This window comes from Streptomyces sp. NPDC051133, assembly GCF_040682635.1.
Lineage (GTDB): Bacteria > Actinomycetota > Actinomycetes > Streptomycetales > Streptomycetaceae > Streptomyces.
Genome location: NZ_JBFBBK010000001.1, coordinates 312,515 through 336,808, shown reverse-complemented (window position 1 = coordinate 336,808; position 24,294 = coordinate 312,515). Strand labels below are relative to the sequence as shown.

Genomic DNA, 24,294 nt, shown 5'->3' with positions numbered 1-24,294 from the left:
GAAAATTCCAGGAGTTGAGCGGTAGTGGTCGGACCAATCGGCTGGCTAGACTGCGGCGCACCAGGGGAGGGAGGAGTGGCGTGGGCGAGGAGGAAGTGCCGCAGAAGGGCACGGTGACCCAGCGCGCCGTCGAGGAGATCAAGGCGATGATCGCCGGGGGCCGGCTGGAGCCGGGCCAGCGGCTGCCCACCGAGCGGGATCTCGCCGCGCGGCTGGGCATCTCCCGCAGCTCCATGCGGGAGGCGATCCGGGCGCTGACCGTGATGGGGGTCCTGGAGGCCCGGCACGGCTCGGGCATCTACGTCACCGCGCTGGAGGCCGGCGACCTGCTGGAGTCCTTCGGGGTGGTCGCGGACCTGTCCCGGGGGCCGCGGCTGGTGGAGCTGCTTCAGGTGCGCCGGATCCTGGAGTCGACGGCGACCGCGCTGGCCGCCGCCCGCATCACCGAGGATCGACTGGCCGCCGTGGAAGGGCATCTGGCGGCGATGAACGCCACCGACGACCCCGAGGAGATCCTCGCCCACGACCTCGCCTTCCATCGGGAGATCGCCGCCGCCGCGGGCAACGAGACGATGGCCGCCATCCTGGAGGGCCTGTCCTCGCGCACCTTCCGCGCCCGGGTCTGGCGCGGCTACCAGGAGGAGGGCGCCTTCGCCCGCACCCGCCGCGAACACGCGGCCATCCACCGGGCCCTCGCCGCCCACGACCCGGAGGCGGCCCGGGCTGCGGCGGCGGCCCACGTGGGAGAGGTGGAGGAGTGGCTGCGGACCCAGCTGGAGGCGTGAGGCGCGCGGACTCCACGGCGGTGCGGCCGGACACCGGCTCCGCCGGCTGCCCGTCCGGAGCGCGGTGGGACCGGTGCCCGGTCCCACCGCCGAGGACGGCGTCCTAGCAGGCGGATGTCAGCCGCGCCGCAGCCGCAGCGTCATCAGCTCGAACGGCCGCAGCCGTACGGTGATCCGGTCGCCGTCGCGCACCGGCGGCTCCCCGTCGCCGGCCGGGCGCTCCAGCAGGTCCGTCACGGTGACGTCCGCGACCGCGAAGCCGGCCGCGAGGGTGGCCCGGGCCCGGCCGCCGTGGGCCTCGTGGAAGCGGACCACCACGTCGCCGCTGCCGTCGTCGGCGAGCTTCACCGCGGTGACCACCACCGCGTCGTCGTCCACGGCGAGCAGCGGGGCGACCTCGTGGGCGCCGGTCAGCCGCCGCTCGGGCAGGTTGATCCGCCAGCCCTCGCGGACGGCGTCACCGATCGAGGCGCCGGGGACGAGGGCGTGCCGGAAGCGGTGGACACCCTGGTCGGTCTCGGGGTCGGGGAAGCGCGGGGCGCGCAGCAGGGAGACCCGGACCGTGGTGGTCGTACCCCGGTCACCGGCGCCGCGGACCGTGCGTGTGACGTCGTGGCCGTACGTCGAGTCGTTGACGACGGCGACGCCCCAGCCGGGCTCCTCCAGGTGGACGAAGCGGTGGTTGCACGCCTCGAACTTGGCCGCCTCCCATGAGGTGTTGGTGTGCGTGGGGCGGTGGACATGCCCGAACTGCGTCTCGGACGCGTACCGTTCGGCGTGCAGGTCGAGCGGGAACGCCAGCTTCAGGAACTTCTCCGTCTCGTGCCAGTCGACCTCGGTGTCGATCTCCAGCCGCCGCTCCCCCGGCGGCAGCGACAGCACCTGGGTGACCCGGGAGGCGCCGAAGGCACGCACGATCCGCACCGAGGCGCCGTCCTCGCCGGCCCGCACCGACTCCGCGTCCGTGAGGTCGGTGACCGTGTTGCGGTAGAAGGAGTCGACGTCCCAGGCGTCCCACATGTTCGGGAAGTCGGGGTGGAGCTGGAGGAGGTTCGCCGCCGCGCCGGGGGCGACGGTCTCGCGGCCGGCGGCGAGGTCGTACGCGGACACGACGAGGCCCCGGTCGTCGACCTCGATCCGGAGCAGGCCGTTGTCCAGCGTGAACCCGCCGCCCCCGCGCGGGGTGAGCGAGGTGCCGCCCGCCGCGCCCGGGCTGCCGGCACCGCCCGCGGCGACCCGGGCCCGCTCGTGCGGCGCCGCGTTGAACACCAGCTCGGTGCCGCCCTCACCGGCCAGCGCGCGCTGTGCGGCGTCGATGATGCCGGTCAGCTCCCCGGCGACCCGCTCGTACGTCGCCCGTGCCTCGCGGTGCACCCAGGCGATCGACGAACCCGGCAGGATGTCGTGGAACTGGTGCAGCAGGACCGTCTTCCAGATGCGGTCCAGCTCCTCGTAGGGGTAGCGGAAGCCGGTGCGCACCGCCGCGGTGGCCGCCCACAGTTCCGCCTCGCGCAGGAGGTGCTCGCTGCGCCGGTTGCCCTGCTTGGTCCTCGCCTGGCTGGTGAGGGTGGCGCGGTGCAGTTCGAGGTACAGCTCGCCGACCCAGACGGGCGGCTCGGGGTACTCGGCCTCGGCCTTCTCGAAGAACGCGCGCGGGGTGTCCCAGGTGACGGTGGCCGAGCCCTCAAGGTCGCGCAGCCGGGCCGCCTTGGCGACCATCTCACGGGTCGTGCCGCCGCCCCCGTCGCCCCAGCCGGTGGGCGCGAGGGAGTGCCGGGCGCGGCCCTTGTCCCGGAAGTTGCGTACCGCGTGGGCGATCTCGGCGCCCTTCATGGAGCAGTTGTAGGTGTCGACGGGCGGGAAGTGGGTGAAGATCCGGGTGCCGTCGATGCCCTCCCACCAGAAGGTGTGGTGCGGGAACTTGTTCGTCTGCGACCAGGAGATCTTCTGCGTCAGCAGCCACTTCGAGCCGGCCGCCCGGATGATCTGCGGGAGTCCCGCGGCGAAGCCGAAGGTGTCGGGCAGCCAGGCCTCCTCGTTGTCGACGCCGAACTCGTCGAGGAAGAACCGCTTGCCGTGCACGAACTGGCGGGCCATCGCCTCCGAGCCGGGCATGTTGGTGTCCGACTCCACCCACATCCCGCCGGCCGGCACGAACCGCCCCTCCGCCACCGCCTTCTTCACCCGTGCCCACACCTCGGGCCGGTGGTCCTTCACCCACGCCCACTGCTGCGCCTGGGACATGGCGAACACGAAGTCGGGCTCGTCCTCGATGAGCGCGGTCATGTTGGAGGTCGTACGGGCCACTTTGCGGACCGTCTCGCGCAGCGGCCACAGCCACGCCGAGTCGATGTGCGCGTGGCCGACGGCGCTGATGCGGTGGGCGGACGGCACGGCGGGCGCGGCGAGCACCTCCGTCAGCCGGGCGCGCGCCCGGTCCGCGGTGCCGTTCACGTCCTGCAGGTCGACGGCGTCCAGGGCCCGTTCGAGGGCGCGCAGGATGTCGTGCCGGCGGGTGGAGTCCACCGGCAGCTCGGCCATCAGCTCGCCGAGCACCTCCAGGTCGAGCACCAGCTGCCACACGGTCTCGTCGAAGACGGCGAGGTCCATGCGGGTGAGCGTGTACTGGGGTTCGTGCCCGGCGGTGTCCTTGTCGCCGAGCGGGGTGGGCCGGAAGGGGTGGTAGTCGAGGATGACCGGGTTGGAGGCCGCCTCGATGTGCAGGCGGACCTGCTCGCCGCCCGCGGCGGGCGCGCCGATGCGGACCCACTGGTTGCGCGGGTTCAGGCCCTTCACCGGGGTGCCGTCGGGCCGGTAGACCAGGCCTTCGCACTGGAAGCCGGGCATGTTCTCGTCGAAGCCCAGGTCGAGCAGGGCCTCGACGGTCTTCCCGGCCCAGGCCTCGGGCACGGTCCCGGTCACCCGGAACCAGCTGGTGCCCCACGGAGCACCCCAGCGGGCGCCCACCTCGATCGGCTCGGGCTCGGCGGCGAGCCCCTCGGCGACCGGTACCGGCTCGCCGGGCGCGTGCCACACCGCGACCTGGAGCGGCACGGACGCGGGGTACACGGCGGGACGGACGCGTTCGTCGAGGACGCGCCTGAGGCGGGCTTCCACCAGAGTGCGGTCGTCATGCATGCGGGGTGCTCCCTGCTGGGTTCCGGGCGATCGCGGTGATCACCAGGGGTGGGTGACGGAGACGGGGGGCGAGGTGTTGTACAGCTCCCCCACGGTGCGCAGTTCGAACCGTGCGGCCGTCTCCCCCGGGGCGGGCTGCAGGCCGGCGGCGAACCAGGCGTGCTGGCAGGTGCCGCCGAGGAAGCGGCGGGTGCCGTCGGGCAGGAGACGGTGCAGTGCGTAGTGGCGGACGGGGCCGGGAGCGGCGTTCCAGGCGAAGCGCAGATCGCCTCCGGAGGCGGCGGTGATCCGCAGGCCCGAGGGGGCCGCGGGGCCCGTGGTGGCGTCGTGGACGGCGAGGCCGCCCAGCCGCCAGCGCACCGGGCCGCCGTCGGGCGCGGTGAGCCGGACGCCGAGGGCGTGGACGGTGCCGGACAGCCCGGTGAGCCGCACGGTCGACGTCCGCCAGGTGTTGATCGTGTTCACGGGCAGATACGTGTACGGCGGTGTCGACCCGGCGCTGCCCGGCTCGGCGGTGGCGACGGCGAGCTCGACGTTCACGCTCCCAGCCTCCGCCCGGTGCGTCAGCTCGACAACCGTGCCGGCACCGATCCGCAGGCGTGTCGCGTACAGGTCCAGGATCGCCGGTTCGTCGAGTGCGCCCTCGACCAGCACGCTGCTCCCGCCCCGCCAGGCGTCCGCGAAGTCGAAGGAGACGGCCGGCCGCTGCCCCGCCGTGTGCACCGCCCACCGCCGGGACGGCAGCCGGTCCTGCAGGCCGAGATGGTTCCAGGGCTCCTCCGAGGTGACGACCCCTTCGTCGTACCACCGCAGCCCGTGCCCGGTGTTGAACACGCTCGCGAACGGCGTCGCCGCCACCGTCGACCGGTCGGCCACCGACACCGCCGGCGCCCGCCACGGATCGGTGCCGTCCGGCCGGGACGGGTCCAGCGACCGCCCCGTCCAGAACCGGTCGTCGGCCGCGTGGAAGTCCTCCGGGGCCCGCCGGCCGTCGGGCAGGTGGTTGCGGGTCCACTCGGGCCGGTAGAAGCCGATCGAGGCGATGTGCGGCTTGGCCGTCGGCACGAGGGCGTCCCAGTCCACCGCGGTGCCGGAGCCGTTCGACTCGACGTCCACTCCGGCCCACAGCTCGTATCTGCTGCGCCCGAGTTGCTGCGCCTCGGTGCCGGAGGAGGCGAGGGTGCCCGCGCTCCACCGGAAGTCCACGAACATGTCGTCGGCGGCCTGGAAGAACGCCTGGTTCTGGCTGTCCAGGGCGCCCTGCCAGCTGACCGTGCCGTTCACGGTCATCGCGTCGTACCAGGTCACCCGCTGTCCCCGGGCGGCGGCGAGCGTCTTCAGCTCCTTGACGAAGCCGAGCATCGCCTGTCCGAGCGCGGTGTTCCCGCCGCCCGTCTCGGCGTTCACGAACCAGCCGTCGAAGCCGTACGCCGCCGCGACCGCGACGAGCTGCGCGGCGAGGGGGTGGTGCCCGGTGGCGTCCCGCTGCACCAGGTCCCGCGTCCACCGCAGCTGTCCGCCGTACGCGACCGGCGGCAGGAAGACGTTCCCGAGGACCGGGACCCCGTGCCGGTGGGCCGCGTCCACGACGGGCGCGTTCGGCGCGAGGATCAGGCCCTCGCCGGCCGAGCCGCCCCAGAAGACCAGCTCGTCGAGGTACGCCCAGTGCGTCAGGGCGTAGAAGTCGGCGGTGGCCGATCCCTGGGACGGGTTGGAGGAGGTGGGGCCGAAGGAGACCAGGGCCTGAACGCGGGCCTGCCCGGAGCGGGCCGTGGGGTTCGCCGGGGTCGGGGTGAAGCGGGCGGCGAGCGGCACGGACGCGGCGTTGAAGGCGAGGTCGGGGTCGTCGGCGGCGCGCCAGGTCCTCAGGCTGCGCCAGGCGATGCCGGGGCCGGGGCTGCCGGCGGGCCGCGAGTCCGGGTACCAGTACGAGGCGTACGGCGCCGTCGCCGCTCCCGCGCGCGGTGCCGCGACGGCGGCTTCGGGGAGGGCGGGGGCCAGGCCGGCCGCGCCGGCGGCGATCAGGACGGTGCGTCTGGTGGGGTTCACGAGCGGGTGCCTCCGGGTGGGGTGGGGAGTACCTGGTCGGGAGCGACGACTTCGGTGATGCCGCGTGCGGCGAGGTGGTCCTTGTCCTCGGCGCGCGTGTCCAGCACGGTGGTGGGGCGGGCGCCGTCGGCGACGAGCCGGAAGAACGCGTCGAACACCGGCCCGCCGGGTGCGCACCGGGAGCGGCTGCCCGGGTCCGCGGGGACGACGAGGGCGGTCTCGCGCACGGCGGGCGGATCGTGCCGGGTGCGGGCCGCCTCGGCCAGCACGCGCGCGATGTCCTTGGGCTTGCGGTCGTGGGTGAACAGGCCGAGCCCGTATTCGAGTTCGGGGAAGTCGGCGAGGTCGCGGGAGACGTCGTAGGAGCACCACCAGGTGACGCCCCACAGGTCCGGGCAGTCCCGTACGGCCGTGACGGTGGCGTCGGCGAAGGCGGCGGCGTGCTCGGCGGGCACCAGGGGCGCGGGGGCGCCGACCTCCTGCAGCCACACCGGCCGGTGGGGTTCGAGGGCCCAGGCCTTGCTCAGCTCGACCAGCCAGGCCGCGTGGTGCTCGGCGGGCACGGAGGTACGGCCGTGCCGCTGTCCGGTGCCGTTGAACACCCAGGAGTGCACGGCGGTGAGGTCACCGAGCCGGGCGGAGTGGGCGGGGGTGAAGGGCTGGTCGTCCTGGTACCAGGCGGCGTCGTAGGAGGCGTGCAGATGGAGTCGGCCGGGGGCGCCCTCGGCACAGGCGGTGAGCATCCGGCGCAGCCAGCGTTCGGCCTCCCCCTCGGTGATCCGGTCGGGGTCGGGGTGGGGGCCGGCGGCGAACTGGTTGATCTCATTGCCGACGGTCATGCCGATGAAGTGGGGGTGGCCGGCGAGGGCGGCGGCGAGGGTGCGCAGGTAGGCGGCCTGGCCGTCGACCGTCTCCGGGTCGGTGAACAGGTTGCGCCGGTGCCAGGTGCGGGTCCACGCGGGCAGGAAGTCGAAGCTGCTCAGGTGGCCCTGGAGTCCGTCCACGTTGACGTCGAGGCCGCGCTCCCCGGCCGCGTCGGCGAGGGCGACGAGCTGCTCGACGGCGCGCGGCCGGATCAGGGTGCGGTTGGGCTGGAAGTAGGGCCACAGCGGGAAGACGCGGACGTGGTCGAGGCCGAGGGCGGCGATCGCGTCGAGGTCGGCGCGCACGGAGTCGAGGTCGAAGTCGAGCCAGTGGTGGAACCACCCCTGGCTCGGGGTGTAGTTGACGCCGAAGCGCACGGCAGGGGGCATGCGGGATCCTTGCTCCTTGCGGACGGGGGTACGGGATCAGCCCTTGACGGCGCCTTCGCCGACCCCGCGGAAGAAGTACCGCTGGAGGCAGGCGAACAAGGCGATGAGCGGGGCCACGGCGATCACGGTGCCGGCGGCGACGAGCCGTTCGTCGCCTGCGAAGGTGCCGTGCAGGTAGTTCAGGCCGATGGTCAGGGTGAACTTGGACGGGTCGCTGAGCACGATGAGCGGCCACAGGAAGTCGTCCCACGCGCCCATGAACGCGAAGATCGCGACGACGGCCACCGTCCCCCTCACCGACGGCAGGGCGATGCGCAGGAACCGCTGCCAGACATCGGCGCCGTCGACGTAGGCGGCCTCCTCGATCTCGTACGGCAGGTTGCGGAAGGCGTTGCGCATGAGCAGCACGTTCATCGCGCCGATCGCGCCGGGCAGGACGACCCCGATGAGCGTGTTGTTCAGGCCGAGTTCGCGCATGGTGGTGAACTGGGCGATGACGATGCCCTCCACGGGCACGAGCATCGCCAGCACGAACACCAGCGTGGTCACGCGCCGGCCGCGGTAGCGCAGCCGGGCCAGGGCGTAGCCGGCCAGGGCCGAGCCGACGCAGTTGGTGACGACGTTGGCGGCGGCGACCTTCAGCGAGTTCAGGGCGTAGTCCCAGACGGGGATGGTGTCGGCGACCCGGCTGTAGTTGTGCAGGGTGGGGTGGGCGGGCAGGAAGCTCGGCGGTGAGCTGTAGATGTCCTCCGTCGGCCCCTTCAGGGAGGTGGACAGCTGCCACAGGAACGGGCCGACGGTCAGCGCGAGGACACCGAGGAGCAGCAGGTAGCGCCAGAGCAGCTCGCCGACGCGGATCCGGCGGCCGTGTTCGTCCGTGACGCGCGGTTCCCGCCGCGCCGTGGCGGCCGGCTCGGGCCGTACCTTCTCCAGGACGCTCATGACTCCTCCCTGCGGTCGGCGCGCAGGACGAGCAGCATCAGCACGACGGTGACGGCGAACACCACGACGGACAGCGCGGAGGCGTAGCCGACGCGGCCGGTCAGGCCGGTGCCGGTGCGCTGGACGAGCATCACGAGGGTGGTGTCCTCGCCGGCCGGGCCGCCGCTCGGGCCGGCCATCAGGTACACCTCGGAGAACACCTTGAAGGCGGCGACCGAGGAGAGCGCGGCGACCAGCACCATGGTGGAGCGCACGGCGGGCACGGTGACCGAGAGGAAGCGGCGCACCGGTCCCGCGCCGTCCACGGCGGCGGCCTCGTGCAGTTCGCGGGGCACGTTCGCCAGCGCGGCCAGATAGATGATCATGTAGTAGCCGAGGCCCTTCCACACCGTGACGGCCATCGCGCTCAGCAGGAGCAGCCACTGGTCGCTGAGGAATCCGGCCCGGCCGATCCCGACCGCCTCCAGCAGCGAGTTGACCAGGCCCCGCTCGTCCAGCAGCCACACCCAGATCAGCCCGACCACGACGATCGAGGCGACGACCGGGGTGTAGAAGGCGGACCGGAAGAAGGTGATGCCGGGGATGTTCTTCTGCACCAGCAGCGCGAGCAGCAGCGGCAGCACCACCAGGGCGGGTACGACACCGAGGATGTACAGCGTGCTGTTGCGCAGGCCGGTCCAGAACATGTCGTCGTGGAGCAGCTCGCGGAAGTTGGCGAGCCCGACGAAACGGCCCGGGACCAGGGTGCGGCGGTCGGTGAAGGAGTTCACCAGGGTGGAGACGAACGGGTAGAGCACGAAGACGCCGGTGACGAGCAGCCCGGGCGCGGCGAACAGCCAGGGGCTGAAGGGGAGCTGGCGCCTGATGCGGACGGGCGTGGCCATGGCCCGTCAGCCCTGCCGCAGGAGGCGGTCGGCGGCGTCGACAGCGTTGTCGAGGGCCTGCTCGGGGCTCTCCTTGCCCTGGAGCGCCTTGGCCACCTCGTTGCGCAGGGCCGTCTTCATCTGGTCGCTGAACAGCACGGGCGTGTAGTTGACGGCCGTCTTCAGGGACTTGGCGGCGGCGATGCGCACCCGGGTCTCGTCGGTGCCGTCCTCCTTGGCGAAGTACGGGTCGTCCAGGGAGCCGGCGGTGCTCGGGAAGATGGCGACCTTCTTGGCGAAGGACATCTGGTTCCGCGCGTCGGTGACGAAGTGGGCGAAGGCGACCGCCGCCGGGGTGTGCCGGGTGCGGGAGTTGACCATCACGCCCATCACGTACATGTTGACGTGCCCGGTGCTGGTGATCTGGTCGGTGATGCCGATGTTCTTGTAGAGGCCGGGCGCGTTCTTCTTGAAGTTGCCGAGGTCGAGGGCGCTGCCGGGGTTCATGGCGACGGCGCCGGTGAGGAACTTCTTGCCGGAGGACTCCGGGGTCGCGGTCAGCGCCTGCGGGTCGAGCGCCTTCGCGTCGTACAGCTTCTTGTACTCGGTGAGGAGTTCTACTCCCTTGGCGTTGTTGAAGGCGAACGCGGTGCCCTGCCGGTTCATCAGCGGGACGCCGTAGCGGCCGAAGTCCTCGATGGTGGGCACGTTGGCGAGGGTGGCGACCTTGCCGTCGCTCTTCCGCGCCATCTGCAGGGCGTCGGCGAAGAGGTCCGCGTAGGTCTTCGGCGGGTTGTCCGGGTCGAGTCCGGCCTTCTGGAAGAGGACCTTGTTGTAGAAGAGCGGGCCGGTGTTGAGGTACCAGGGGAAGGCGTACGTGCCCTTCATGCCCGGCACTTGGTGGCCGGCCCAGGCGCCGGGCAGGTACTCGGACCGGTACTTCGCGGCGGCCTTGTCCAGGTCCATGGCCAGGCCGGCCTTGGCGAGCGGGGCGACCAGGTCCGGGGAGACGTTGACGACGTCGGGCAGGGTGCCGCCGCCCGCGTCGGCGCTGAGCTTGTCGGGGTAGCCCTCGGCGGGCTGGTCGACCCACTTCACGTGGGTGCCGGGGTACTTCTTCTCGAAGTCGGCGATCAGGCCCTCGAAGTACGGCTTGAAGTTGGCGCGCAGGTTCCAGGTCTGGAACGTGATGTCGCCCTCGACCTTGCCGGAGGCGTCGGTCGAGCCGGGGCCGTCGTCACCGCCCGACCCGCAGGCGCTCAGTGGCAGGACGAGGGCGACGGCAATGGCGGCCAGGGCTCTGCGGGACATGGGCACGGTGACACGACTCCTTTGCGGCGTCTGGCGGTTGGTGGCGCCGACGACCCTGCACGGGGTTTTCCGGAGAAGTCAATGAGTTCGTCGGAGCTAAAGAAATCAGTCCCTCATTAGTGCAGGTCAGTGGAGTCCGATCGAGATCTTGCCATCAATCACTAATGCGCTTTAGGGTCTTGACACTCAAGCGCATTAGCGAAAACGTCGGGAAGAGAGGGAATCGTGCCGGACAGACGGTCGCCCGCACGTCGGCCCACCATGAAGGACATCGCCCGGCGGGCCGGGGTGTCCGAGAGCGCCGTGTCCTTCGCGCTCAACGGCCGCCCTGGTGTCTCCGAGACCACCCGTGCCCGGGTCCGCCGGGTGGCCGAGCAGCTCGGCTGGCGTCCCAGCACGGCCGCGCGGCAGCTGTCGGGCGAGGGCGCGGCCACCGTCGGCTTCGTCCTCGCCCGGCCCGCGCACACCCTGGGCGTCGACTCGTTCTTCCTCCAGCTGGTCTCCGGCATCCAGGAGGTGCTCGCCGAGCGCCATCTGGGCCTGCTGTTCCAGGTGGCGCAGGACGTGACCGAGGAGTGCGCGGTGTACCGGCGCTGGTGGGCGGAGCACCGGGTGGACGGTGTGCTGGTGGCCGACCCGCGCTCCGCAGACCCGCGGCCCGGCCTGCTGGACGAGCTGGGCCTGCCGGCGGTCGTGATCGGCGGCGCTCCCGACGTCCGCCATCCCGGCCTGTCGACGGTCTGGGCGGACGATGCGGGCGCGATGGCCTCCGTGGTGGACGAGCTGACGGCGCTCGGCCATCGCCGGATCGTGCACATCGCCGGCCTGCCCGACCTGGCCCACACCCAGCGCCGTGTCGCCACCCTGCGCGCGGAGGCGGACCGGCGCGGTCTCGGCGAGGTCCGCTCGGTCACCACCGACTACTCCGACGCCCAGGGCGCCGCGGTCACCCGCCGTGTCCTCGGCGACCGTCCCGCCCCGACGGCGCTCATCTACGACAACGACGTGATGGCCGTGGCCGGTGTCGCCGCCGCCGTCGAACGCGGCTTCCGGGTCCCGCGGGACGTGTCGGTGGTGTCCTGGGAGGACTCGGCCCTGTGCCGCATGGTCACGCCCCGGCTGTCGGCGCTGTCCCGGGACAGCGTGGAGTTCGGCCGGACGGCGGCGCGGGAGCTGCTGGCCCTGCTGGACGGCGACGCGGCCCGCTCGGTGGGGGTGCCGGTGCCACGGCTGACGGGCCGGGGCAGCACGGGGCCGGCGGCCGGCGCCTGAGAGCCGGTCCGGCGCGGTGGAGAGCGCTCACCGGGGTGCTCAAGGGGCGTCAACCACGCTCGTGGAGCAGCGGTTTGACGTCCAGGACCGGGGTCCCGTCGAGGGCTTCGAGGTTACGGACGTGCACGCGCGTACCCGTGATCGCGAGGATGTGGACGGTGTGCAGGCCGATCGGGTTGGGACGGCCGGGAGCACGGGTGGCGAACACGCCTGCGCGCGGCCGGGTGGCGTCGCCGCGCGGGTGGACGGTGAGCGTGTCGCGGTCGGCGCGGTCGAGCCAGGTGAGCAGGAGTACGTCCGTGCCGGGGACCAGGCCCTCCAGGGCCGGGGCGTACCGGTCGTCGAAGACGAGCCAGGCGTCGGGGGCTCCCTCGTCGGGCTGCCGGGGTGCCGCCGCCCGGTCGGTCAGGGGCGACTCGACGCGCCCGATGGGGTGCAGCGTGTACGCGTTCACGAGCGATCGGTCCTTTCCGGGCCGGCGGGGTCCCGGAGCGTTCCTCCTCCAGGACGCCGGATCATAGCCGTCGCAGCCCTCCACATCCCGGGCACGCAGCGTCCGGCTCACCTCCGCTTCGCGCCGTCGTCCCGCACGAAGCCGCAGGTACCGCTTCGCCCACCCCGCGGAACCACTCCCCCGACACCACAGCCGGGGCACCGTGGCCCGTGCGGCGGGCGAATTCCGCGAGTCCGGCGACTTGGCGCGGCCCGAACGAGTAGTCCAGGGCGCGGCCGAAGTAGCGTTCCAGCGTGGGCGCGTCGAACGGCTCCCAGCGGGCGGTGCGCGCGGCGAGTTCGGCGTTCTCGGCGCGGGCGAGGTCGCGGGCGGCCAGCAGACCGCGGTGCACCGCGGCGACGGCGTCCGGCCGGCGCCTGGCCGGCTCGCGGCGCACCGCCCAGACCGCGAAGACGAACGGCAGACCGGTCCACTCGCGCCACAGCCCGGCCAGGTCGTGCACCCGCGGCCCGCGGGGCGTCCGGGCCAGGGACACCGTGGCGTCCAGCGCCGCGTCCCCGAACAGCACGGCGGCGTCCGCGCCGCGCAGGACGGCGACCGGGTCCCGGGAGCCGGGCACGTACCGGGAGGCCACGCCGTACCGTTCCTCCAGCAGCAGTCGCGCCAGCCGCCGGGAGGTGGGCCCGGCGGGAGCCAACGCGACGTCGGCGCCGTGCAGTTCGTCCATGCCGACGTTGCTGACCAGCACGGCCGACATCATCGGCCCGTCGCTTCCGGAGGCGATGCCGGGCAGCGCGAGCAGTTCCTCGCTGTGCCGCAGATAGGTGACGGCGGGCACCGCCGCGATGTCGAGATCGCCCGCGAGCAGCCGCCTGGCGAGACCGTCCGGGGTGTCGGCCACCAGGTCGACGTCCAGGAGGGCCGTGGTGCGGGCGAGTCCCCAGTACAGCGGCACGCAGTCGAGGGACCCGGTGTGCCCCAGCCGCGGGCGGCGCCGCTCACGGCCGGTGTCGTGTCCGCGCTCCACGTCAGGAGGGCAGGGCGCCGAGCTGACGCAGCTGCGTGAGGACGTCGACGACGCCCCGGATCTCGGCGATCCGTCCGTCGGCGAAGCGGAAGACGAAGATCTCGTCGTAGGTGACGGTCCTCCCGGTGGGCGGCAGGCCCTGGTAGTCGCCCCGGTGGGTCCCTGTCACCGTGTTCCTGGAGACGATCCTGTCGCCCTCCGTGATCGTCTCCTCGACGGTGACGTGGATGTCGGGGAACGCGCGCAGGAGCACCTCCCAGACCCGCTTCAGAGCCTCCGCCCCCGTCGCGCCCATCGGTACCGGCGCGTGGAAGAGCACGTCCGGTACGACGCATTCGTCGATGGCCTTCGCGATGGTGTCCGGGTCGCCGCTGTTCACGGCGGAGTGGAAGCGCTCGAGCGTCGCTGTGCTGCTGATGGATCCGGCGGCCGGCATGCGGTCTCTCCTCTGCGTGCTGCACGATGTCTCAGCAGTAGGACGGCACAGGCACCGGGAATGTGACGTGACCTCGCGCGGACGGGCCCTGGCCGGCCGGCGTGGAGCCGCTGTGAGCGCCTCGGCGCCGCCCCCTCGACGTACCGCCCGCGACCGGGCACAGTTCTCCCTGCGCCGTGATGCGTACCAGCGAGTAGCCGACGACTGACCTGAGGAGGGCCCGTGGCCGACTGGGCCGGGCGGAGTGCCGCCGAGATCGCCGCCGCCGTACGGGAGAAGCGGGTGACACCGCGAGAGGTGGTCGCCGGGCACCTCGCGCGGATCGAGCGGCTCGACGGGCGGATCGGGGCGTTCCGCACGGTGCGGGCGCAGGCGGCGCTCGCCGAGGCGGACGAGCTGGCCGCCCGTTCCGATCTGGCCGAACTTCCGCTCGCGGGCGTCCCGTTGGCCGTGAAGGACAATCTGGCGGTGCGCGGCGAGGCACACCGGGACGGCTCCGCCGCCACCCCCGACACCCCGGCCGCCGAGGACCATGTCACGGTGGCCCGGATGCGGGCGGCCGGTGCGGTGGTCGTCGGCCTGACGAACGTGCCCGAGCTGTGCGTCTTCGGCACCACGGAGGGCGTGTACGGCACCGCCCGCAACCCGTGGGACACCACGCGCACGGCGGGCGGTTCGTCCGGCGGCAGCGCGGCCGCGGTCGCCGCGGGGCTGGTGCCGGTCGCGCTCGGCAACGACGGGATGGGCTCGCTGCGCATCCCGGCCGCGAACTGCGGGCTGGTCACCCTGAAGCCGGGGTACGGGGTGGTGCCGGCCGGGATCGGCAACGGCGACTGGTTCGGCATGGCGGAGAACGGCACGCTGGCCACGACGGTCGAGGACCTGCGGCTGACGCTCGGCGTCCTCGCCGGCACCGGCTTCTCCCGGACGCGGGAGCCGGAGCGCCGGCGGATCGCCGTCGCCCTGCGCAGCCCGCTCGCCGGGGTCGCCGTGAGCAAGTCGTATACGACCGCGGTCCGGGAGGCGGCCGGACTGCTCGCCGGGTCCGGGCACCGGGTCCGGCGGGCCGAGCCGCCCTATCCGCTCTCCCTGGGGGTGACCGCGCTCCGGCACTGGACGGCCGGTACGGCGGTGGACGCCGAGGGCCTCGACCCGGCCCTGCTGGCCCGGCGCACCCGGGTGCACGCGGCCCTGGGCCGCCGTTTCGTGCACACGGTCCGCACCGGCGACGGGCGCGAGCGGCTGCGCGCCCGTCTGACCCCCTTCTTCACCGAGCACGACGTCCTGCTGACCCCGGCCCTCGCCCGCCGCTCCCCCACGGCGGCCCCGTGGCACCGGCGCGGCTGGCTGCGGAACATCCTGGCCAACACCGCCTACTCGCCCTTCACCCCGCCCTGGAACCTGACGGGCTGGCCGGCGATGTCGGTCCCCTTCGGTGCCCTGCCCTCGGGCGCCCCCTGCGCGGTGCAGCTCGTGGGCCGCCCGGGCACGGAGGCGGTCCTGCTGGACCTGGCCGAGGAACTTCAGGACCTGCGCCCGTGGCGGCGGACGGCCACGGGGTCGCCGGCCGCCTAGTCCAGCGCCTTGTACATGATGTGCAGCCCCACCCGGCCGTGCCGCGGGTGCTCGTACGCCTCCGGGACCGTGCCCAGGATCGTGAAGCCGAGGGAGGTCCACAGGCCGACCGCCGGGTTGGTCTCCACCACGGCGTTGAAGACCATCGCGCGGTAGCCCTGGTCCTTCGCCTCGGCGAGCAGGTGCGTGGCGAGGGCGCGGCCCGCACCGCGGCCGGCGTGGTCCGGGTCGACCATGAAGCCCGCGTTGGCCACGCCGGAGGCGGGGCCGCCGTAGTTCGGGGTGAGGTAGGCGGAGCCCACGACCGTTCCGGTGGGGTCCTCGGCGACGTAGACGCGCTTGGCCGGGCTCATCCACAGCTCGCGGGCCGCCTCCTGAGAGGTGTCCGGGTCCCACGCGTAGGTCTCGGCGGCGGCGACGATCCGGTGCCAGAAAGGCCAGATCCGCGGCCAGTCCTCGGCCACGGCTTCTCTGATCAGCATGGGCGCGAGTCTGTCATGTCACGCCCACGCGTGCGGCGATCGTTGTCGGGTCCGGCCGCGGGGTCAGTCCACGCTCGGCAGGATGTGCGGCTCGGCGAGGTCTTCCTCGTACCCCGCGAGGCGGATCGGGGCGGACCGGGCCCACACGTCCAGGCTGCCCAGTTCTCCGGGCCGGCGGCCCGCGCGCTCCGTGTGTTCCTCGGGGCGCTTGTCTCGATTCGTCTTCTCCGGTGTCACCGCGCACTCCTTATGTGTCGGGTCACCCTCGGGGCATACCGGACAGCCTGCGCTCGGCTGCTCGACGCCCGCTCGGGTCTGGGTGGAAGGCCAGTTCGGGCGCGGTGGCGCCGGTTCTCTCGTGTCAGAGCAGGCCGATGTCCGCCGGCTCGCCCCGGGACGGACCGTGGGTGTGGGTGGGACCCCGTACTGCTGTCCGTCCCCTCCAGATTAACCAAATGAGCGGGCGTCCGCTCGATAGGGAGTGCAAACAAGGTGTAACTTCCGCGCTACGCGCAGCCCCCCAATACACCTCAATATGCAGCTATTTAACCCAAGGCGCATCACTCGCGCGAGAGGTGGAATCACCCACTCGGCCTATATCTGCGAACGTTTCTTCGAATGTGATACGGGTCCGGTGGCCCGGCGTGGTGCAGTTCAGGTGCCGTTGGCCGGGGCGCAAGCTCGCCATGATCTGCTGGCGTGCGGCAACGGCTGTCCCGCGGAAGGACTGACGCATGGAGCTGCGCAGCGTCGAGGAGCTGATGGATCTGCTGTACGCCGGCCGGCACCAGCGCGCGCTGCGGACCGCCGCGCTGCTGCGCCGCGGACGTCCCGCCGACAAGGAGCTCCAGGTCGCGGGGCTGGTCCACGGCATCGGACCGGTGCTGTGCCCGGGTGACGACGAGGCGGGCCGGGCACGCTGCGCGGCCGAGGCGGTGCGCGCCCTGCTCGGCGAGCGGGTGTTCCGGCTGGTGCGCGGGGACCGCGACCCCGCCTCCTCCGGCTCGCCCGCCGACGACGATGTCCTGCGGCTGCGCCAGGCCGACGACGAGAGCCGTACGGCGGCCTTCGACGCGGGCGTGCTGGAGGACTGGCGCACGGTGCTGGAGCTGGTGGCCGCCCGCAACTCCCGTCTCGGCGCGGTCGATTGATCCCCGCGCCGTCTCCTCACACCCCTGGTGACTGACGGGCCGTCATGAGACGGTACGGCGATGACGTCGTCGGACGGGCTGAGCGGCAGGGTGGCCGTCGTCACCGGCGGGACGCGCGGGATCGGGCGCGCGGTCGCCGGTGCGCTGGCGGCGGCCGGGGCGCGGGTCTGCGTGACCGCGCGGGACCCGGTCCAAGTACGGCGGACGGCCGCCGAGCTGGGCGGCATCGGGCTGGCCGGGAGCGTGGCCGACCCGGGGCATCCCGAGGCGGTGACGGAGCTGGTGCTGCGCACGTTCGGGCGGCTGGACGTGCTCGTCAACAACGCGGCGACCAACCGGCCGTACGGGCCGCTGACGGAGGCCGATCCGCAGGCGTGGCGGGAGGCGTTCGCCGTGAACGTGGAGGCACCGCTGCGGCTGGTGCAGTGCGCGTGGCGGAGCTGGATGCGCGAGCACGGCGGGGCCGTCGTCAACGTGTGCACCGAGGGCGCCGGGCACGTCGGGCCGCACGTGGGCGCCTACGGCACCACCAAGGCGGCTCTGCTCCACCTCACCCGGCAGCTGGCGGGGGAACTGGCGCCCCGGGTGCGGGTGAACTCCGTCTCGCCCGGGCTCGTCCGCACCGAGATGGCGCGGTTCGTGTGGGAGGCGGGCGAGGAGGAGGTGGCCGCGGGGCTGCCGCTCGGGCGGATCGGGGAGCCGCGGGACGTGGCGCGGGCCGTGGTGTGGCTGGTGTCGGACCAGGCCGAGTGGATCACCGGGGCGGACCTGCTGGTGGACGGGGGGACCCGGGTGCGGGCCGCCTCCGGAGCGGGGGCGTACGCCGTGCACGAACGGCTGCGCCGGGCGCCCGGGGTCCCCGCGGCGACGCGTCGGCCCCGGAGGGCCGGCGGTCCCACGGGGTCCGCTGATGGATCACAGCCATGAAGCCCGATGGATCACAGCTGTGGAGAACGAGTCGCCCGCGCACCGGGACCCGGCACCCGGCACCCGGCACGACCGTTTCGCCCTGGGACAGGGCCGGCCGCACCGGCCACGGCGTTCGCGGCGGTCACCACTTGCCGGGCGCGTAGTCCTTCATGAAGACGCCGTACAGGTCCTCGCCGGCCTCGCCGCGCACGATCGGGTCGTAGACGCGGGCGGCGCCGTCGACCAGGTCGAGGGGGGCGTGGAAGCCGGCTTCTGCGAGGCGCAGCTTGTCGTAGTGCGGACGCTCGTCGGTGATCCAGCCGGTGTCGACGGAGGTCATGAGGATGCCGTCCGACTCGAACATCTCGTCGGCGCTGGTCCGGGTGACCATGTTCATGGCCGCCTTCGCGGCATTGGTGTTCGGGTGCCCGGCGCCCTTGTAGCCGCGGCTGAAGACGCCCTCCATCGCGGAGACGTTGACGACGTAGGCACGGCCGCTGGCGGCCTTCTTCGCGGCGTCCGCCATCGCCGGGCGCAGGGCGCTGATCAGGATGAACGGGGACGTGTAGTTGCACAGCTGGGTCTCGAGCAGCTCGACCGGGGAGATCTGGTCGATGGTCTGCACCCAGGTGTTGGTGTCGACGACGTCGGGGACGAGACCGCCGGCGTCGATGGCGGTGCCGTCGATGTGGCGGGCGATGCTGGCGTTGCCCGCGACGAGGGCGAGGTCGGCGACCTTCTGCGCGTCCAGTCCGCTGGTGCCGACGGGCAGGGCGGCGATGCCGTCGACGGCGCCGGAGTTGAAGGCGCCGATGACGTGGTGCGGGGGGAGCTCACCGGCGGGCAGCGGGGCGCTCTCGCCCTCCACGAGTGCCGCGTAGGCGGAGGGCAGGCGGCGCACGGTCTGCGTCGCGTTGTTGATCAGGATGTCGAGCGGACCCGCCGCGGTGACCTGCTCGGCCAGCGCCACGGCCTGCGCCGGGTCGCGCAGGTCGATGCCGACGACCTCCAGGCGGTGGATCCAGTCCGCGGAGTCCTCCATCGCCTTGAACCGGCGGATGGCGTCCTTGGGGAAGCGGGTGGTGATGGTCGTGTGGGCGCCGTCGCGGAGCAGGCGCAGCGCGATGTACATGCCGATCTTGGCGCGGCCGCCGGTGAGCAGGGCGCGCTTGCCGGTGAGGTCGGCGCGGGCGTCCCGCTTGGTGCGGTTCTCGGCGGCGCACTTCTGGCAGAGCTGGTGGTAGAAGTAGTCGACCTCGACGTAGCGCTGCTTGCAGGTGTAGCAGGAGCGGGGGCGCTGGAGTATGCCCGCGATCCGGCCCTCCTCGACCTTGGAGGAGGGCAGGATGCCCTCGGTCTCGTCGTCGATGCGCTCGGCGGAGCCGGTGGCGGTGGCCTCGGTGACCGCCTTGTCGTGCGCGGTCTTGGCGGCCCGGCGCTCCTGGCGGCGGCGCTGCTTGACCGTGCGGTAGATGGCCGAGGTGGCCCGGCGGACCGTGATCGCGTCCGGGTGGTCGACCTCCAGGCCGTCCAGCTCCTCGAGCACGCTCAGGCAGACGGCCAGGCGCTCGGGGTCGATGCCCGGCCCGTAGACCACCTCGTCCGTGGTCATGGAGGCCATGGGGGCCATGGAGCCGTCCTCTGTCACCGTCATCGCGCTGCCGCTTCCCTGATCACCCGCGCAGCGCTCCGACTCGCGCCCGCTTTCGAACGCGGAATTCTACGGAGCCCACAGACCCCCCGCCAAACCCGTCCCATCTCCACACCCCCGGCCCGCGCGCGCCGACGAGGAAACCCGCCCCGGCCCGACCGTCGCCGAAGCCGGGCGTCGCCCCGGCGGCACCCGCCCCCCGACGACGGAAGCGGCGTCAGGACAGGCTGCCGCCGGGTGCGGCGGGCTCCCACGGCGGCCACCTGCACCCAACGACGAATCCCCTCACACCGCTCCCCTGCCACACCCCCGGGCCCACCAGCCACCGACGCCGCCCAGCTCCCTGCGGACGGGCCCCCGACGGCACACCCCGCTCCCACCCGCCGTCGGCGCGGCCCACGGGCCCACCACTCCACCGACGGCCACGGCCACCCGCGCCGACGGTGAATCCCGTCACAGCCCGACTGCCGCAGACGGCGGTCCGTCACGCGGAGCGGCTGTCCCAGACAGCGGTCCTCCCCACCGACCGGCTGCTGCAGGTGCTGGGCAACCCACAGAGTGGCTGCCCCAGACGGCAAGCCTCCCCTCGGAGACCCCCGCCGCCGGCGACAAGAACCACCGGCGCGCGTTCCGACTCACCACCGGCCCGCGGATCCGCGGGCCCCGTGCAGGGGGCGCGCTGCCCCGCCGGACACCCACCGCCCCCCGGACCCGTCGGCCCGTACAAGAAGCACACCTCCGCCGGACACCCGCCGCCCCCGCAAGCAAAGCCCACCCGAGCCGCACCGCCCCCGGACCTGTCCGCCCGTACAAGGAGCACACCCCCGCCGGACACCGACCACCCCGGCGAGCGAAACCCGCCCGCTCCCTGCCGCTCATGACCCACCGGCGCGCACAGGGAGCCCCCCGCCGGACACCCACCACCCCGGCAAGCGAAGCCCACCCGAGCCGTACCGCCCGGAGGCCCCCAGCGGTGGGCGTGCGCCCGCGAGGGGCCACCCGCAGCCGGCGGTGAAGGGTGCGGGTGGGACCCCGGCGGCCGTAGGACCGGCCTCAGGCGTCGCAGATCTCCAGCAGCATCTCCACCTCGTCCGTCACCGCCCGCGCGAACACGTCCAGGTCCGGCACCGCCTGCGCGTCGGCGACCAGCCCGTAGTGCACGCGCCCGCGGTACGTGGAGATCGCCACCGCCAGCGCCTGGCCCGGTGCGAGCGGCGCCAGCGGGTAGACCTCGTTCAGCTCGTGTCCGCCGAGCCGCAGCCCCAGACCCGGCAGCGGCACGCTGGTGACGAGGATGTCGAACCACAGCCGCGCCGCCTGGCCGACGAGCGGCCCGCCGAGCCGGTGGCCGAGGGCCGGGACGTGGTCGGCGAGCAGCGCGACCGCGCCGGCCCCCCGGTTGGGCCCCGCGTCCTTGTTCCGGATCATCGCGGTGCGCACGCCGGCGAGGCGGTGGAGCGGATCGGGTTCGTCCACCGGGAGCCGTATCAGGTACCCGGAGAGCCGGTTGCCCTGTGGGTGGGCGGTGCGCGGCCGGCGCCGCGAGACGGGGATCAGGGCCCGGGGCGCGACCCCCTTGCTGCCGTCGCCGCGTTCGTCCAGCCAGCGGCGCAGCGCACCGGCGACGACGGCGATGAGCACGTCGTTCACGGTGCCGCCGACACTCTTGCGCACGCGGTGCACGTCGTCGATGTCGAGGACGACGCCGGCGGTGCGGCGGGTGCCGCTGGGGGCGGAGGTCAGCGCCGAGGACGGCCGCATGCCGAGGGTGGACCGGGCGAGCGAGGCACCGATGTCCAGGGCCCGGCCCACGTCGGACAGCGCGCCCTTGACCAGCCCGGGGATCAGCCCGGGGAGCCTGCGCACGTCGGGCAGCAGGGCCTTCGGCGGCTCCAGGGCCCGGGGCGCCCGCTCGGGCAGGTCCACCGGGTCGAGGACGCCCGCGGCGAGCTTCAGCGCGCGCAGCCCGTCGGCGAGTGCGTGGTGGAACTTGAACAGCACCGCGAAGGACACCCCGTCCTCGCCGGGCAGCACATGCGCCTCCCACGGCGGCCGGCCGCGCTCCAGCGGACGTTCCATCAGCCGCCCGGCGATCGCGTGGAAGTCGGCGGTCGGGGCGTGCAGCCGTACGTGGTTCAGCGGGTCGAAGTCGGGGTCGGGCTCGCGGGTGGCCCCGCCGAAGGCGAGCGGCTGCCAGACGTCGCGGATGCGCAGCCGCAGCCCGGGAACCGCGGCGGCACGGGCGGCGAGCAGGTCGGCGGCGTGGGCACCGGCGGTGGGCGAGTGCGCGCCGAAGACACCGAGCGCCCCGAGGTGCATGGGGTGCCTCTCGGACTCCATGTTCCAGAAGGCGAGGTCGAGGGGAGCGAGCAGGTCGGAAGTCAAGGGCTTGCCTCGCACGTCGACGAAGGGTGGATCTGCAGTCAATCCCTGGGAGCTGATTACGGTCAAGTACGATCAGGCTACGCTCAGTTAACAGCAGATTAAGTCCCGCCCCTCACACAAGGGGCGGGACCCAGGTGAAAGGTGAGGTCACCTCAGGACGGGCTGCGCCGCCTCGGGTGACGTACCCCACTCTGACGGGCGCGGGCCGACCGTGAACGCGAGCGAGCGCAGGGAGCGCAGCGCACCCGTCGTCAGATAGGTCCGCCCGTGCGGCGTGCCGTCGGCGCGGACGCCCTGGATGTAGCGGTCGGCGGCGGAGGTGCCGGGCGCGGTGACCGTCAGACCGCCGCTCGGCCAGTAGCGGCGGTCCAGGGTGAGGTCGACGCGGTCGAAGACGGGGGTGGACAGGCCCCAGGTGTCGTAGCCGGGCTGGATCGGGAACAGCCCGATGGACGACAGCACGTTCCAGGCGGACATCGTGCCGAGGTCGTCGTTGCCGGTCATGCCGGTGGGACCGTCGGTGAACAGGGTCAGCGCCGCGTGCACCACGTCGGTGGTCTTCCAGGGCTGGCCGGTGGCGAGGTAGGTGTACGGCGCGATGAGGTCGGGCTCGTTCATCGGGTTGTACACCGCCGCGTTGTAGTAGGCGTACGGGTCGCCGTGCACCCACACCTCACGGGCGGTCCGCGCGGGGTCGGCGAGCAGCTTGTCGTAGGCGAAGAAGGTGTCCAGCCGGTCGTTGGCCGCGCGCTTGCCGCCGATCAGCGCGACCATGCCGGGCAGGTCCTGCGGGACCAGCCACTGGTACTGCCACGGGGAGCCCTCGTGGAAGCCGGTGCCGCGGGCGGGGTCGGCCGGGCCGGTGAAGGCGCCGGAGGCGTCGCGGGAGCGGAAGAAGCCGGTCGACGGGTCGAAGATGTTCCGGTAGTTGCGCGACCTGGCGGCGTAGCGGGCGGCGTCGTCCGTGTGGCCGAGACCGCGGGCCATCTGGGCGAGCACGGCGTCGGCGAGCGCGTACTCCAGGGTGACGGAGCCGCCGTGGTGGTAGTCGGAGTCGCCCATCTTGGCCAGCGGGCGGTCCTTGTCGTACGGGGCGAAGCCGTGCGCCAGGTACTCGGCGTCGGCCTCCCGGCCGATGCCCATGTACTCGGCGGGCGGCACGGCGTCGGCGTTCTTCCGCAGCGCCCGGTAGGTCCGCTCCTCGAATCCCCTGAGCAGGCCCATCTGGTAAGCGGTGGTCAGGAAGGGGGTGACCGGGTCGCCGCTCATGACGTTCGTCTCGACCGGGCCGTAGCCCCACTTGGGCAGCCAGCCGCCGTCCTCGTCGATCGCGACCACCGACCGGGCCATGTCCCGTGCCTCGCGCGGCGCCAGCAGGGCGAGGAGCTGCACCTGGGTGCGGTAGGTGTCCCACAGCGACCAGTTCTGGTAGTACCTGAAGCCCCTGGCGCGGTGGGTACGGCGGTCCCAGCCGAAGTAGCGGCCGTCGGCGTCGTCGCCGAGGTTGGGGGCGAGGAACGACCGGTACAGCGAGGAGTAGAAGGTCCGGCGGAGCGTGGGCGTACCGCCCTGGACGCGCACCCCGGCGAGCCGGGCCTCCCAGGCCGCGCGGGCCCGCTCGCGCACGGCGTCGAAGGAGCGCCCGCCCTCGGCGCGCAGGTTCGTGGCGGCGCCGCCCGAGTCGACGTAACTCAGCGCGGTGGTCGCCTCGACGGTGCGGTGTGAGGTGGTGTCGAAGCGGACGTAGGCGCCGCCGTGCCCGGTGCGGGCGCCCGGCGCGAGGGCCGGGCCGTCCCAGGTGCCGTAGGCGGTGAAGGGCCGGCTGAACCGGGTGATCGTGTAGACGGTGTAGGGGGCCGTGTCCCGGCAGAAGCCGTGGCCGGTGATCTCCGTGCGCACCGTGTGGTCGTCGAGGATCTCCACCGTGCTGGAGACCCCCTTGTGCAGCGACTGGGCCGCGTTCAGCAGGACGTTGGCCTTGTCGGTGGCGGGGAAGGTGTAGCGCTGCACGCCGGTGCGTTCGGTCGCGGTCAGCTCGGCGCGGATGCCGGAGGAGAGGCCGACGCGGTAGTAGCCGGGGCTCGCCTCCTCGTCCTGGTGCGAGAAGCCGGCCGCGTACTGGGCGTCGTCCGTCTGTGTGACCTCGCCCGTGGTGGGCAGCACCGGCAGGTCGCCGCCGATGCGGCAGCCGACGCCCGAGAGGTGGACGAGGGAGAAACCGCGGATACGGTTCTGCGTGTAGTCGTAACCGGTCATGTGCCCGGTGTCCGGGGAGAGCTGCACCATGCCGAAGGGCACGGTCGCGCCGGGGAAGGTGTTGCCCTCGTCCTGGCTCCCGATGAAGGGGTTGACCAGGTCGGTGAGGTGGCCGTCGGTCCGCTCGGCGGCCCGTGCGGCGGGGTGGGCGAACAGCGTGGACGCTGCCATCACCCCGGCCAGGCACAGCCGTGTGCGCCGGGTCCCTCTCATGTCGGATGACCTCCGAAGGTTCGACATCGTTGCCTGCATCGTGAAGGGCGTACGACGCAAATCCGGGCATCCCTCAGGGATTACGCGAAACGCGTCGCGTCAAGGCAACGGAAGCCGCGGGGCAAAGGTCACCGGAGCGTGC

General features: G+C 73.1%; 19 protein-coding genes. 5 read left to right on the top strand and 14 right to left on the bottom strand.

The features are described 5' to 3' along the window. The first annotated feature begins 80 nt into the window (after window positions 1-80). Complete coding sequence (locus AB0N17_RS01535; protein ID WP_366009015.1) at window positions 81-785, top strand: FadR/GntR family transcriptional regulator; 705 nt, start codon at window positions 81-83, stop codon at window positions 783-785. 117 nt (window positions 786-902) lie between these two features. On the opposite strand, the gene AB0N17_RS01530 is transcribed toward AB0N17_RS01535, so the two are convergent. The 6 genes from AB0N17_RS01530 to AB0N17_RS01505 are packed head-to-tail and all read right to left on the bottom strand — an operon-like array spanning window position 903 to window position 10,347. After that, a complete protein-coding gene (locus AB0N17_RS01530) occupies window positions 903-3,923 on the bottom strand; it encodes a glycoside hydrolase family 38 C-terminal domain-containing protein (protein ID WP_366009014.1) in 3,021 nt (1,006 codons plus the stop codon). 39 nt (window positions 3,924-3,962) lie between these two features. After that, a complete protein-coding gene (locus AB0N17_RS01525; protein WP_366009013.1) occupies window positions 3,963-5,972 on the bottom strand; it encodes an endo-beta-N-acetylglucosaminidase in 2,010 nt (669 codons plus the stop codon). Then, entirely contained in the window at window positions 5,969-7,225 is a 1,257-nt protein-coding gene (locus AB0N17_RS01520; protein WP_366009012.1) for a glycosyl hydrolase, read from the bottom strand. The genes AB0N17_RS01525 and AB0N17_RS01520 overlap by 4 nt, the downstream gene beginning before the upstream one ends. Before the next feature lie 36 nt (window positions 7,226-7,261). Further along, a complete protein-coding gene (locus AB0N17_RS01515) occupies window positions 7,262-8,167 on the bottom strand; it encodes a carbohydrate ABC transporter permease (protein ID WP_366009011.1) in 906 nt (301 codons plus the stop codon). Beyond that, the gene (locus tag AB0N17_RS01510; RefSeq protein WP_366009010.1) at window positions 8,164-9,051 is read right to left on the bottom strand and encodes a sugar ABC transporter permease; all 888 of its coding nucleotides are present in this window, start codon (window positions 9,049-9,051) and stop codon (window positions 8,164-8,166) included. The genes AB0N17_RS01515 and AB0N17_RS01510 overlap by 4 nt, the downstream gene beginning before the upstream one ends. 6 nt (window positions 9,052-9,057) lie before the next feature. Next, window positions 9,058-10,347, bottom strand: a complete 1,290-nt coding sequence (locus tag AB0N17_RS01505; protein WP_366009009.1) for an extracellular solute-binding protein — start codon at window positions 10,345-10,347, stop codon at window positions 9,058-9,060. Window positions 10,348-10,566: 219 nt separating this feature from the next. On the opposite strand from AB0N17_RS01505, the gene AB0N17_RS01500 reads away from it, so the two are divergent. Continuing rightward, window positions 10,567-11,613: a LacI family DNA-binding transcriptional regulator gene (locus AB0N17_RS01500; RefSeq protein ID WP_366009008.1), complete on the top strand. Its 1,047-nt coding sequence runs from the start codon at window positions 10,567-10,569 to the stop codon at window positions 11,611-11,613. A 49-nt stretch (window positions 11,614-11,662) separates the two neighbouring features. Here the strand turns inward: AB0N17_RS01500 and tsaA are convergent, their stop codons facing one another. The 3 genes from tsaA to AB0N17_RS01485 all read right to left on the bottom strand — a co-directional run bounded on the left by tsaA (window position 11,663) and on the right by AB0N17_RS01485 (window position 13,530). Then, window positions 11,663-12,067: a tRNA (N6-threonylcarbamoyladenosine(37)-N6)-methyltransferase TrmO gene (gene tsaA / locus AB0N17_RS01495; protein WP_366009007.1), complete on the bottom strand. Its 405-nt coding sequence runs from the start codon at window positions 12,065-12,067 to the stop codon at window positions 11,663-11,665. Window positions 12,068-12,128: 61 nt separating this feature from the next. Continuing rightward, the gene (locus AB0N17_RS01490) at window positions 12,129-13,094 is read right to left on the bottom strand and encodes a menaquinone biosynthesis protein (RefSeq protein ID WP_366009006.1); all 966 of its coding nucleotides are present in this window, start codon (window positions 13,092-13,094) and stop codon (window positions 12,129-12,131) included. 1 nt (window position 13,095) lies between these two features. After that, on the bottom strand, window positions 13,096-13,530 hold the full coding sequence (locus tag AB0N17_RS01485) for an ester cyclase (RefSeq protein ID WP_366009005.1): 435 nt from the start codon (window positions 13,528-13,530) through the stop codon (window positions 13,096-13,098). A 222-nt stretch (window positions 13,531-13,752) separates the two neighbouring features. Between AB0N17_RS01485 and AB0N17_RS01480 the strand changes: the two genes are divergently transcribed. Then, window positions 13,753-15,105, top strand: a complete 1,353-nt coding sequence (locus tag AB0N17_RS01480) for an amidase family protein (RefSeq protein WP_366009004.1) — start codon at window positions 13,753-13,755, stop codon at window positions 15,103-15,105. Here the strand turns inward: AB0N17_RS01480 and AB0N17_RS01475 are convergent. Further along, complete coding sequence (locus AB0N17_RS01475; protein ID WP_366009003.1) at window positions 15,102-15,587, bottom strand: GNAT family N-acetyltransferase; 486 nt, start codon at window positions 15,585-15,587, stop codon at window positions 15,102-15,104. The genes AB0N17_RS01480 and AB0N17_RS01475 overlap by 4 nt on opposite strands. Window positions 15,588-15,650: 63 nt before the next feature. Continuing rightward, entirely contained in the window at window positions 15,651-15,824 is a 174-nt protein-coding gene (locus AB0N17_RS01470) for a hypothetical protein (protein WP_366009002.1), read from the bottom strand. 497 nt (window positions 15,825-16,321) lie between these two features. On the opposite strand from AB0N17_RS01470, the gene AB0N17_RS01465 reads away from it, so the two are divergent. Next, window positions 16,322-16,738 (top strand): hypothetical protein, encoded by a 417-nt coding sequence (locus AB0N17_RS01465; RefSeq protein ID WP_366009001.1) that lies wholly within the window; start codon window positions 16,322-16,324, stop codon window positions 16,736-16,738. 60 nt (window positions 16,739-16,798) lie between these two features. Further along, window positions 16,799-17,665 carry an SDR family oxidoreductase gene (locus AB0N17_RS01460; RefSeq protein ID WP_366009000.1) on the top strand — a complete coding sequence of 289 codons (867 nt, stop codon included), beginning with the start codon at window positions 16,799-16,801 and terminating at the stop codon, window positions 17,663-17,665. A 124-nt stretch (window positions 17,666-17,789) separates the two neighbouring features. On the opposite strand, the gene AB0N17_RS01455 is transcribed toward AB0N17_RS01460, so the two are convergent. The 3 genes from AB0N17_RS01455 to AB0N17_RS01445 form a co-directional block, all read right to left on the bottom strand. After that, window positions 17,790-19,301 (bottom strand): SDR family NAD(P)-dependent oxidoreductase, encoded by a 1,512-nt coding sequence (locus AB0N17_RS01455; RefSeq protein WP_366008999.1) that lies wholly within the window; start codon window positions 19,299-19,301, stop codon window positions 17,790-17,792. Between the two features lie 1,050 nt (window positions 19,302-20,351). Continuing rightward, window positions 20,352-21,683, bottom strand: a complete 1,332-nt coding sequence (locus AB0N17_RS01450) for a wax ester/triacylglycerol synthase family O-acyltransferase (RefSeq protein ID WP_366009153.1) — start codon at window positions 21,681-21,683, stop codon at window positions 20,352-20,354. A gap of 147 nt (window positions 21,684-21,830) precedes the next feature. Then, the gene (locus tag AB0N17_RS01445; RefSeq protein ID WP_366008998.1) at window positions 21,831-24,152 is read right to left on the bottom strand and encodes a GH92 family glycosyl hydrolase; all 2,322 of its coding nucleotides are present in this window, start codon (window positions 24,150-24,152) and stop codon (window positions 21,831-21,833) included. Window positions 24,153-24,294 lie beyond the last annotated feature (142 nt).

Excerpts from the sequence above, each read along its gene's own strand:
- AB0N17_RS01530 (WP_366009014.1), bottom strand. The coding sequence starts at position 3,923 with ATGCATGACGACCGCACTCTGGTGGAAGCCCGCCTCAGGCGCGTCCTC.
- AB0N17_RS01445 (WP_366008998.1), bottom strand. The coding sequence starts at position 24,152 with ATGAGAGGGACCCGGCGCACACGGCTGTGCCTGGCCGGGGTGATGGCA.
- AB0N17_RS01485 (WP_366009005.1), bottom strand. The coding sequence starts at position 13,530 with ATGCCGGCCGCCGGATCCATCAGCAGCACAGCGACGCTCGAGCGCTTC.
- AB0N17_RS01465 (WP_366009001.1), top strand. The coding sequence starts at position 16,322 with ATGGAGCTGCGCAGCGTCGAGGAGCTGATGGATCTGCTGTACGCCGGC.
- AB0N17_RS01515 (WP_366009011.1), bottom strand. The coding sequence starts at position 8,167 with ATGAGCGTCCTGGAGAAGGTACGGCCCGAGCCGGCCGCCACGGCGCGG.
- AB0N17_RS01460 (WP_366009000.1), top strand. The coding sequence starts at position 16,799 with ATGACGTCGTCGGACGGGCTGAGCGGCAGGGTGGCCGTCGTCACCGGC.
- AB0N17_RS01475 (WP_366009003.1), bottom strand. The coding sequence starts at position 15,587 with ATGCTGATCAGAGAAGCCGTGGCCGAGGACTGGCCGCGGATCTGGCCT.
- AB0N17_RS01455 (WP_366008999.1), bottom strand. The coding sequence starts at position 19,301 with ATGACGGTGACAGAGGACGGCTCCATGGCCCCCATGGCCTCCATGACC.
- AB0N17_RS01520 (WP_366009012.1), bottom strand. The coding sequence starts at position 7,225 with ATGCCCCCTGCCGTGCGCTTCGGCGTCAACTACACCCCGAGCCAGGGG.
- AB0N17_RS01510 (WP_366009010.1), bottom strand. The coding sequence starts at position 9,051 with ATGGCCACGCCCGTCCGCATCAGGCGCCAGCTCCCCTTCAGCCCCTGG.